The following is an 11,444-nucleotide window of genomic DNA, read 5'->3' as shown; positions in this document are numbered from 1 at the left end:
ATGAAGCAATGGCCCGCCGCTGGTAAGCAATCCAACGGTGGGCTTCTTGCTGTCTGGCCATCGGGTTTATTTTTCAATCGTATGGATGGGCGTAGCTAACCTGACTCCGGCTCCCGTGCTGCAGCAGCAGCCGGCCCGCCCGAAGTGCATTTCCTCGGTACTCGCCGGCGAATACAGCGAAATCCTCAGCCTGATATTGACACTGCCGGCACGGCTGTGCGGTTCCGGTTACGCTCCGATCATTTTGCGCAGGTTTGGCACATAGCGCCGTCCGACTGTTTCTTCCTTGCCGCCGTCAAGGCTTGCGCTCATGTTCCCCGAATAGCTGAGTTTCAGTGAGCGTAGGTGCCGTACGTTGATAAGCGCCTGTCGCGATATTCGAACGAAGTCCGAAGGCAGCCGCGTCAGGAAATGAGTGAGTGTGTCACGGGTGGTGAACGTGGTGATCGGAGGGGTTTTTCTCCCGGCGTTCTCTTTGCCGGCAAGGGCATAGATGTTGAGCATTTCCCCATCGATCTCTACTGCGACGATGGATGAGGCCGCTATGATTTCGAAGCCGCCGTTGGCTTCGATGGCGATGGTGTTCATGTTGCGTCGTTGCAGTGCCTTGATCGCCTGCATCAGTTTGACGGTTTCCTCGGTTGCCTCGCTCGCCTCGACAATGATATTGACATCGCCTTTCGGCAATTCGGGATTCTCGCGGAACGTAATGCTCATATGTTTCACCTGGTCCTTTCCACTTCTATCACGAGAATCGAATTGTTTATGAAAGTGGGCATATTATCGAGGCCGATCACCTTATAAGCAGTTTCATACAATAATACATAATATGCTTGAATTAATGTACATCCTTCGTTTATTTCGAATTCAGTCCTTTCCTCTAATATCGTTTAACCCCGGATGGCTTGATTTGCCCTCAGGGCGGGTATGGTCAAATCGGATAGCAGCCGGTTCTTGCTCTGTTGCCGCAAATATGGAGCCAGGATATTCGATTGTGGGAAATCGCTGATTTGCCAGTTCGTTTATGCGCTTTTCTATTCCAATCCAGTTTGTCATATAGAACGTAGCGCAAATGGGTAATTTGATGTCCAGCGCAAAAGTTTGACGGGCTTGACGAATAATTTATCGGAATTCGTTGTCCCGAGTTTCATTGATTCCCTATTTTTGTATAAATGTATTTAATTTGTCATTTATTATCGATAAATCAAGAAACGCCGTCTAATATATTTACTCCGATTATGTTACAGTTCATCCCGAAGGGGAAATCTATATGGGGAGATTTGCGGATACCGGCTTTTTTAAGCCGGTACCTGTAAATCAAGGTTGCCTTGAGACCTTATAAAAAGGAAAATGAAATCTTGGAACAAGGCGGTAATCGGCCTTGTTGCTGCTTTTGCAATGGCGATTGGAACCGGAGTAACTGCATCCGACGATAGCAGGGGAAATCGGCGGACGGTATTGCATATGCTATCTGCCATTTCCTTGTCGCCGTCGGGTTTTCGCCCGATCGCTCGCGAGTTCATGCTGGGAAGGTAGCATGAAACTGTGATTGACGTTAGGGAAAGCGCTGAAGCGGAGCCGCACGGCTCTCTGGTGCTCGGGATGGGGCACGATGTTGTCGATATTGCGGCGTTCGCCGAGCAGTTGGACCAGCCGGGATCGCAAGGCAGGCGGCTGTTCTCCGCGCGCGAGCTAAGGCAGTCCGCCTTACGCGCCAAGGTCAAACACGATGGCGAGGCCGCGCATCTGGCCGTTCGCTGGGCAGGCAAGGAAGCCGTGCTCAAGGCCTGGTGCGAGGCTCTGGGTGGCCGGCCGAATCCATACACGCTTGACGATTTTCCGTGGGGATTGATCGAGATTCTCGATGATTCGCGTTCGCGGCCGCATGTCGTCTTGGCTCCCGCGTGCGACGCGCAGTTGCAGGAGTCGTTGGGGATGGGGGATTCGTTGCGTTGGCATGTGTCCTTAAGCCACGATGGGCCGATTGCATCCGCAGTGGTTCTGTTGGTCGGGTGATGTGGCCGGGCATCGTTTCGCTGTTCAGTTTTCGGTGATTTGTATGTTATCAAAGGTGATAGGTTATGCTACTATATAGCTACCTACCGGTCGGTAACTCAGCGGTTGTCCTGAAACTCAGGAATGGCCGATCGGCGATAACTGAAAGAACATAGGCGTGGTCCTTGCCTCAGTGATGAGACAAGCGACGATAAAGAAAGGTTGCGCAATGACCAATCAGACAACACCGGTAACGAGTGCCGGGGACTTGAGCGTAGAAGAGCAGGCGGCGCTGACCAGTGGCACCAACCCGTGGAGCATCGGTTCGGTGCCCGAGAAGGGACTGCCCAACTACACGATCACCGACGGTCCTCACGGACTGCGCAAGGCGCAGAACCTCGAGGGCATGGATGTCGACAAGGCCGTCCCCGCGACCTGCTTCCCGCCTGCAGCGGGCATGTCGTCGAGCTGGAACCCGGACCTGGTGCGCGAAACCGGAGAAGCCATGGGCGAGGAGTGCATTCAGGAGCAGGTCGCCGTCATCCTTGGACCCGGCATCAATATCAAGCGCAACCCTTTGGGCGGCCGTTGCTTCGAGTTCTGGAGCGAAGACCCGTACCTGGCAGGCCACGAGGCCGTAGGCGAGGTCGAAGGCATCCAGTCCAAGGGTATCGGCACGTCGCTCAAGCACTTCGCGGCCAACAACCAGGAGACCGACCGCCTGCGTGTGAGCGCGAACATGTCGGACCGCACGCTGCGAGAGATTTACCTGCCGGCGTTCGAGCACATCATCAAAACCGCCCAGCCGTGGACGGTGATGTGCTCCTACAACAAGATCAACAACGTCTATTCCTCCGAGAACCACTGGCTCTTGACCGATTTGCTGCGCGGGGAGTGGGGCTTCAAAGGCATTGTGATGTCCGATTGGGGCGCCGACCACGACCGTGTGGCCGCACTCAACGCCGGTCTGAACCTCGAGATGCCGCCGACCGGCACCGACGAGCAGATCGTGCATGCGGTGCGCGACGGTGAGATCAAGCCCGAGCAGCTCGAGGCCATGGCCCAAGGCATGATCGATCTGGTCTCGAAGACCCGTCCCGCTATGGAGAAGGGCAAGGCCGGCTATCGCTACGATGTCGACGCGCATGATGATGTCGCCCGTCGCGCCGCCCGCGAGGTCATGGTCCTGTTGAAGAACGAGGATGGCCTGCTGCCGGTAGCCCCCGGCACCAAGCTGGCGGTGGTCGGCGAGTTCGCCCGCACCCCGCGTTATCAGGGTGCCGGTTCGTCGCTGATCAACCCGAACAAGCTCACCAGTTTCCTCGACGCATTGAAGGATCGCGGCGTCGACGCGGCCTTCGCGCCCGGCTTCACGCTCGATGACGATGAGCAGGACCCGGCGTTGACCGATGAGGCCGTCAATGCTGCCAAGGGTGCCGACACCGTGCTGCTCTTCCTCGGGCTTCCCGCCTCCTACGAATCCGAGGGCTTCGACCGCACCTCGCTCGATATTCCTGCCAAGCAGGTCGAGCTGCTGAAGGCCGTTGCCGCGGCGAACAAGAACGTCGTGGTCATCCTTTCCAACGGATCCTCGGTCTCCATGCCGTGGGCCGATGATGCCAAGTCCATTCTCGAGGCATGGCTGCTGGGCCAGGCCGGTGGCGCCGCCACCGCCGACATCGTCTTCGGCGACGCGAACCCGTCCGGCAAGCTCGCCCAGACCATCATCAACGATCTGGACGACGATCCGACCATGATGAACTGGCCGGGCGAGGAAGGCCATGTCGACTACGGCGAAGGCGTTTTCGTCGGCTACCGTTACTACGACACCTTCCACAAGCCGGTCGCCTATCCGTTCGGCTACGGCCTGAGCTACACCACGTTCGAGGTCTCGCACGCCACGGCGGAGAAGACCGGCCCGCAGTCCGCTCGCGTCACCGCCACGGTGAAGAACACGGGCTCGATGGCCGGTGCCGAGGTCGTGCAGTTCTACGTCGTCCCGCCCGCCGAGTCCGTCGCACGCCCGGTCCACGAACTCAAGGGCTTCAAGAAGGTCTATCTGAAGCCCGGCGAGTCCGCCGAGGTCAGTGTGGATTTGGATTCGCGCGCGTTCGCCTACTGGTCCGAGCGTTTCAGCGACTGGAAGGTCGAGGAGGGCGAATACGGGATCGAGGTCGCCACCTCCTCGCGCGACATCGCCGACACCGTGTCCGTCGACCTTGACGATGATGGCAAGACCGCCCAGCTCACCGAGTGGTCCACGTTCAAGGAATGGAAGGAAGACCCGGTCGGAGGCCCCATTGTCGATCGTGTCGTGGAGAAGCTCAGCCAGCAGTTCGGCCACGCCATCATCCCCGACAGCCAGCTGATCGTGATGTTCCTCGACAGCTCACCGGTCGGCGGCATGTCGATGCTGCTCGGTGCCGATGTGGCCGAGGAGCTTACCAAGAATCTCCTGGCGGAATATGCCAAGGTCAGCAAGTGACAACATTCAATCTGCCCGGCCATCGTTGATCGTTGGGTAGTCTGGACGAACGTGCAGCACGGAAGCGTTGGTACATCATCAGCGCTTCCGTGCTTTCTTTTTCGCTTATCGAAAAAGAAGAAAGGCTTGATTCCGACATTTCTGGAATCAGACCTCGGCATTGGCGCAGCACGGAACATCAATTGGCATCGAATTCATCGTTTGGTGCTGTCTGGCTGTGATTGAGGAATATTGTCGCTTCATCGATCGCACAAGTCGATGGACGTGTCGCCAATTCCATGCCTCGTGTATACTGAAAGTCGTTGTTTTGCGAGACTCCGGGTCTCGTGTCAACGGCACGCGGATGTAGCTCAATGGTAGAGCCTCAGTCTTCCAAACTGATTACGCGGGTTCGATTCCCGTCATCCGCTCCATTTTGTAAACTTTTTCACTTTTCCGGAATTTGTTGGCCGCGCGAATTATATGAATATTGAATGTTGCGCATGGTCAAACGCTCTTTGGCTGCGAACGGCAAGTTGTGTCAGTTTGATTTTGTGCTGACTTTTCAGGTTAATATACATTTCGATACATTACAAATGATTTGACTTTATCGCATAATGTATCTATCGTATTGCATTTGTATAAAACGATTTTACGCATTATTTGGATGTGCGATTCATTGATGGGGTTGGGAACGGCGATATGAAGAAGATTGTAAAAGCGGTAACGGCTGTTGTAGTTGCATGCGGAATGTTGCTGCCTATCAGTGCCAATGCGATGGATGGCACTACATCGCCTTCCACACAGCAGGAGATGTCGAGAAGTGTGACGCCGAGCGCCAGTGTGGATTCCACAGGCGAGTCTTCGCAGAGTATGTCGCAAGTTTCTGTTGCTCGACCGAATGATGGAAGGCAGCAGACGGCTTCGTCGCCGTCGTCATCGTCTAGGTTCCGATTGATTGCAGCTCGTTCGACTACTTCCGCCCAGGCTTCCTTATATCTTCCTCGTCGAATTCGTCTGTGCTGCCATTGAAACAAGCTGATTTGTCTGCTGCGTCTTCCTTAGCCAGTCAAGCCTCTCTGACACCGGAGCAGCAGGATTCGTCTGCAGGTCAGCAGAATCCGTCGACGCGTGGTGGCGGCAGACAGGAACCTCAAATCAACGATATGCTGGATAGTGACGCGGCCAGCGTCACGCAGCTGAAGCTCAACGACGATTCCGGCATTGTGACAGGTACGGCTCCCTTCGATAGTGACAACAATCCTGGCGATGACAGTTCGTCCAGCAATCGGATTGTACGTTCGTTCGATAAGGTTACGTATAACTATGATTTCGCGGTCAGTTCTGACAATCCGATGGCTTATTACAAGAGCGCCCGTGTCGGTTTCCGTTTCGAACTGCCAATTTCCGCCGACAAGGCCTCATTCGATCTCGACGCGATGAATTGGGTAGACCAGACCCCCGGCTATCAACCGCAGTCCACGACCGAGTCCATCGACGGCGTGCCGACGCAGGTACTGACGGTTTATCGCTTGATGACCCCGACCTCGACTTCCCCAACCACGGTTCCGGGCGCTGCCGGAATTACTTTGGGCGTCAATGTGAAGGCGGCTGTGCAGGGTGATGTCATCCAGCCGAAGGTGACGGCATGGGCTGCACCGAACGATGCGCAGCACCGTTCGATGAGCAACACTCCCACTGCGGTGACTGTCTCCGCCAAGCTCAATATGAACCTGCGTATTACCGGCGTGCAGAATGAGATTTCTCCGGAAATGTCGTTTGATTTCAACAAAGCTGATTCCGGCTTCCTCAACTATGGCTTGGGCAAACGCACAGGCATGATGGCAATGGTCAATTGGGCGGTTGATATGCGTTGGCACGACCAGAGCAAGGGGCTGCGTGGTTTGGAAAAGCCCCAGGGCGATGTCACTTTCAGTATCTCGGCTTCCTCGCAATGGAAAAAGAACGGGGCGTCCGGGCCGGAGCCGGCTCGAGCGGATCTGCAACCTTATTACTGGGACTATGGGCCGGTCACTCAAGGCAACCCGTTCCACGATTCCGGGCGTGATACAAGAAGCCAAGGATGGTATCCGCGACTGGACAACTATCATTACGCCAGGTCGGCACGTGGAGACGCCTCCGACAGCGTGTATCAGAACGGCGACTACAACATCGCCCAGGATCGTCAGTCCGATAAGACCGTTTTCCAGTTCACGTTGAGCGGTCAGGACATCAACGGTACGTTCCCCTATTATGGCGACGCCCATAACGTCGATGCCTGCAGCAATGTGCTGATGTCGGAAGGCTGCGTGACGCAGCAGGTCGGTGAGATTTCGACCGGCTATCTCTTTGTGTTCTTCCCGTCGTCGGTCCCGGATTCCAGCTCGTCCAATGGCCAGAAGAATGTGGTCGACCTCTACGGTGGCGCGGCGATGAGCCTGCAAAGCAAGATTTCGGACGGAGGTCTCTCGGCTAATTCGGTGACTCATGGCGACAAGCTCCCCCTCAGCCTGCCGACGAAAACGATGTTTCCAACCAGGCTGCGGGCGATGATGATTCGTGGTCCACTTCCACCTTGCTGGAACCGGCGGGACAGTTCTCCAATTATTTCTATTACTCATGCCCTTCAAGCAATACCGCAAAGGAAGACGGTACTGATTGCGGCACTTGGGAAGCGTCAGATTGGGAACATGGCACGGATGCCGCCATGGCGGGAACCACGGCGAGAATTTTCTCGGGTTCCAATTTCAACACCGGTATACGCGATTTGCCGGTGGGCGAGCTCAACCTTGTCAAGATTGATCCGACGGTACTTGAGGTGCCCGAGAAGAACGATCTCGACCTGCATGTCGCCGACGCGAGCAAGCCGCAGGGCACCGCGTATTGGTACGACTGGGAATCCACGCCTACATTCGGCAATAAAGGCGCCGGAATCCTCTATGCGATCAAGAAGGACGGCTCTTCGTGGACCAATGCTAGCGAGCAGTATGCCGCTGATATCAACGATCTGAGCTTCTATGACACCAAGGCCGAAGCGCAGTCGCATGGCACAATCGTGGCCATGCTGTTCGTCGGCTATTCTGCAGCTGGTACCAGCAAAGCCGGCCATTACTCCGTATATAATGTCGGTTCCTTCAAGGCCCAGATCAAACCGAGCGCCCCGATTGGTTCGGTCGCGCAGGTGACCCAGAGGGCATACGCGTTCACTCGTAGCCAGCTGGCTGATGCGGGCAAGGCTGTGCTGAAAGACGGCACTCATCTCGACCCGATGACTTCCTCTGATGCGCAGTGGGAGCAGCTGGCCAATGAAATGGATCCGATGGCGTTGCGTTCGACACTGGCTCCCAAGTTTTCGTCTCCTGAGGCAGGCTCTTCTTATGAGAAGGCTCGTTACGACAACCATCAAGGTTATCTGGGCAACGACACCGGCGGAATCAAGTATGGTGATTCCTTGTATGTTTCCGGTGAACAGCCGAGAGCCGACAAGACGGTGGAGCAGAAATCCGAGAGTGGTGGCACCAAGTCCATCTATGATCTCGACAAGGATCAGCGCACTGTTGATTGGGCAGTGACTGGAAGCGTCAGCGGGGCTGGTGCGTCTGGTTTGAAGACCGAAGCCTATATCACTGATACGTTGCCCAAGGGCTTGCATTATGTCTATGATTCGGCGAAGCTTGGCGGCACCTACCAGGACGGCGGTGCCCAAGGAGGCACGGTAACCGGAGGCACGGCTTTGGCGCCTGCAGTCACCTCGAATGCCGATGGCACGACGACGCTCAAGTGGACCGTTTCGGATGTGCCGGTGGACGGCTCGAAGTTCGTGATCCATTACCAGTCGACCATCGGTGATGCCTCTGATCCGAACACTGACGCGCAGAACGGTGAATCGTATGCCAACACGGTCGGCATCCAGTCGAAGCGCGACATGGCCAAGCCGGATGGCGCCAAGGGCACGTTGGTCAATGCGAGCATCAAAGTCTCGCGCATGCATGCCTCGTCCATCGCGATTCTTGCAGATCCTCTGACTGCCGATGTCTCCCAGCAACTAGGCTTCAAGATGATGTTGGGCAACATGGCACCCTCCCAGAAGGATGATCCGTATGCGGTGAATATCATGCCGTTCGATGGCGGCACTCCGGTTTCGGATTTCCACGGTACCTATAAGCTCACTGGCATCAAGATCAAGGGCTCCGCAGGCGCTTCGGTGGGCGCCGGTGTGCACCCGAGGGTGTTCTTCTCGACGGATACGTCGTTGCGTAGCAGGGCGCCCAGCTCCATCTCGCGTGCTGAGATTCTTGCGAATCCCAGTGTCTGGCATGAGGGGATTGTTGACAATACCACTGGTGAAGTGAGGATTCCCGCCGGCTATGATGCTCCGGTGGCGTGGGCGTTCATGTCCGATGTCCTGCCGAGCAATGCCCGCTACGACTTCGATATAGACATCAAGCCTACCGGCAACCAGGCAAGCGATCTGTACACCGATGAGTGGATGAACGACACCAACATGGTGATCGCCCGCTCTGTGGTGGTGCGGCGTTCCGTAAGCGGTATCGCTTGGTATGACTACAACGGTGACGGCATTCGCGGGCCTGAAGACAAGACTCTTGCCGGTGTCAAGGTGGCGTTGGTGGACGCCAGCGGCAACCCGGTGAAGTCGCTTGCCGACGGCACCACGCCGCTCACGGCCACCACCGCCGAGGACGGCAGCTACAGAATGGACAACGTGCCGGCCGGTTCCGGTTACAAGGTGGTGTTCAAGCCTGCCTCTACGGATGGTTGGAAGCCGTTGAAGGTTACAGCCAAAGACAAACCTGAGGCCCAGATGTCGGAGCGGTCTTGCGCCGATGCGGATCAGGCGCAGACCTCGGGCGACCCGTTGCGTTCCGCATCCATTGCCTTGGCTGATTTCCCTGCGGTGAGTGCGATGCATTCTGCAGCATACGATGACACCTATGAGAATGTCGGCATTACCGGCAAGCTTCCGGTGGCTCAATCGATCATGGCGAATGGGTTCAAGGTGCAGAAGGTGCTCAATGGCCGTACCGGCGCATGGCTTTCCGGCGAGCAGTACACCTTTGATATCGAGGCCCAGGGCTCCGCGCCCGCAGCGGGGGCCAATGGCCCGGTTCCGTCGAGTGTGACGGTGACGGATGATTCGGTCAAGACCGTGCCTGTTGATGGCACGAAGTTCGATCTTCCCGGTACCTATGTATATAAGGTCACCGAGCATGCCAGCAGCCAAGCTGGTGTGACCCCTGACGCGTCGACTTCCCAGTCATACCTGGTGACGGTGACGGTGGCTGACGACATGGCGACGATGACCCGTACGGTGACGACTTCGATGAAGGACGATCACAACGCGGATGTGTCGAGCGATACGGCAACGTTCACGAACCTGTACAAGGCGGCTCCTGTTTCGGTGACGCCTACCGGTTCGAAGGTGTTGGTCTCCACTCCGGGCAACAGCCACGCTCCGTTGGCGGCCGGCGAATTCGGCTTCTCGTTGTCTGAAGTGTCGAGTCCTGCAGGTTCCACGGCGATTGCCGGCCAGCACGCGACCAATGCGGCTGACGGCAGCATCACGTTCCCGTCGATGACCTTCGACAAGGCGGGTACCTACAAGTTCCAGATGACTGAAGACGCTGTGTCCGACGTTCACATCTCGCGTGACGCGACGGTGTACACGTTGACGTACACGGTGACGGATGATCAGGCCAATGCTCAGCTGGTGGCCTCTGCTCCTGTGGTGACTTCGGATCCGTCCGGTTCCTCGACGGCCAAGTTCACCAACGTCTACGATCCGTCGAAGTCCGTGTTCGAGATCACGGCGTCGAAGTCGATGGACAACATCGACCCTGCGACGCATCGCGCTCCGGCTGCCGGCGAGTTCCGGTTCAAGCTGGAAGCGGTGGACGGCACGCGTGCTGTTAACGGCGCTTCCGTGGCCAAGGCCGATGTGCCGATGCCTGCTGCTGCGTCCGGTAGCGCGATCGAGATGACGAATCAGGCCAATGGTTCGGTCGCGTTTGGCGGCATGCAGTATGCCTATCCAGGCGTGTTCAACTACAAGGTCTTCGAGATTGTGCCTTCGGGCTCGGCTCAGGACCCGACCCTCAACTATGACACGCGTGTCTACGATGTAGCGGTAACGGTGACCGATGTCGCCGGAACTCTGACTGCTGTCGCTGCGGTTTCGCTGGACGGTTCACCGGCTGTCGGTAACACGGCTGCCTTCGACAACAAGTACACACCGGCCCCGGTCGATGTCTCCTTGGATGCGAAGAAGACCATGTCCGGTCGTCCGCTGATCGACGGCGAGTTCTCGGCGCTGCTGGCTCCCGTAGCCGGCAACCCGGTTGATGGTGCGCCTTCGAACGGTTCGCAGGAAAAGACCATTTCGAAGGTCACGGACTCTGAAGGTTCGGTGTCGTTCGATTCGCTCAGGTTCAGCCGCGTTGGTGACTGGAACTACACGATCACCGAGAAGCCGGGCGCGCTTGGCGGCGTAGCCTACGACAACACGGTTCACAACGTGCTGGTCCATGTCACGGAGGATGCGACGAGCCACAAGCTCGTGGCACAGGTCACGCTGTCCCACGACGGCATTGCCGAAACCACGGTAACGCTGCACAATGCGTACACTCCTGCTCCGGTGAGCGATGTGGTGGACGCGGTCAAGAAGGTCAAGTCGAGCGATGGCAACGCGTATCAGCTCAAGGCGGGCGATTTCGCCTTCACCCTGCACCGTGTGTCCGCACCTGCCGGCGCGAATGCCCAGGCTGATGTGAGCGCCTCCAATGCGGCTGACGGACGTATCGTTCTGCCGGCGGTGTCGATGGACAAGACCGGTGACTATGCGTTCACGCTTTCCGAGGATTCCACTGTGGTGCCGGGCATCACTCGTGATCCGACGGTGTACTCGGTTACCTATCGTGTCACCGATGACCTGCAGGGCCATTTGGTCATCAGTAGTAAGACCCTGAAC

4 protein-coding genes, 1 tRNA gene and 1 pseudogene are annotated in these 11,444 nt (G+C 57.0%); 5 read left to right on the top strand and 1 reads right to left on the bottom strand.

Annotated features, from left to right (window positions below):
• Window positions 1–228: 228 nt before the first annotated feature.
• Complete coding sequence (locus OZX74_RS07535; protein ID WP_277156314.1) at window positions 229–717, bottom strand: LytTR family DNA-binding domain-containing protein; 489 nt, start codon at window positions 715–717, stop codon at window positions 229–231.
• An 876-nt stretch (window positions 718–1,593) separates the two neighbouring features.
• On the opposite strand from OZX74_RS07535, the gene OZX74_RS07530 reads away from it, so the two are divergent.
• The 5 genes and pseudogenes from OZX74_RS07530 to OZX74_RS09160 form a co-directional block, all read left to right on the top strand.
• A complete protein-coding gene (locus OZX74_RS07530) occupies window positions 1,594–2,016 on the top strand; it encodes a holo-ACP synthase (protein ID WP_277157465.1) in 423 nt (140 codons plus the stop codon).
• 208 nt (window positions 2,017–2,224) lie between these two features.
• Window positions 2,225–4,480: an exo-alpha-(1->6)-L-arabinopyranosidase gene (locus OZX74_RS07525; RefSeq protein WP_277156313.1), complete on the top strand. Its 2,256-nt coding sequence runs from the start codon at window positions 2,225–2,227 to the stop codon at window positions 4,478–4,480.
• Window positions 4,481–4,819: 339 nt separating this feature from the next.
• Window positions 4,820–4,893, top strand: a tRNA-Gly gene (locus OZX74_RS07520).
• Window positions 4,894–5,502: 609 nt separating this feature from the next.
• Complete coding sequence (locus OZX74_RS07515; protein ID WP_277156312.1) at window positions 5,503–7,470, top strand: hypothetical protein; 1,968 nt, start codon at window positions 5,503–5,505, stop codon at window positions 7,468–7,470.
• 50 nt (window positions 7,471–7,520) lie between these two features.
• Window positions 7,521–11,420: pseudogene (locus tag OZX74_RS09160) on the top strand (FctA domain-containing protein); the annotation flags it as partial.
• Window positions 11,421–11,444: the final 24 nt, after the last annotated feature.

This window comes from Bifidobacterium sp. ESL0798, assembly GCF_029395415.1.
GTDB lineage: Bacteria > Actinomycetota > Actinomycetes > Actinomycetales > Bifidobacteriaceae > Bifidobacterium.
The sequence above is the reverse complement of the archived record's forward strand: the minus strand, read 5'-3'. Positions and strand labels throughout refer to the sequence as shown.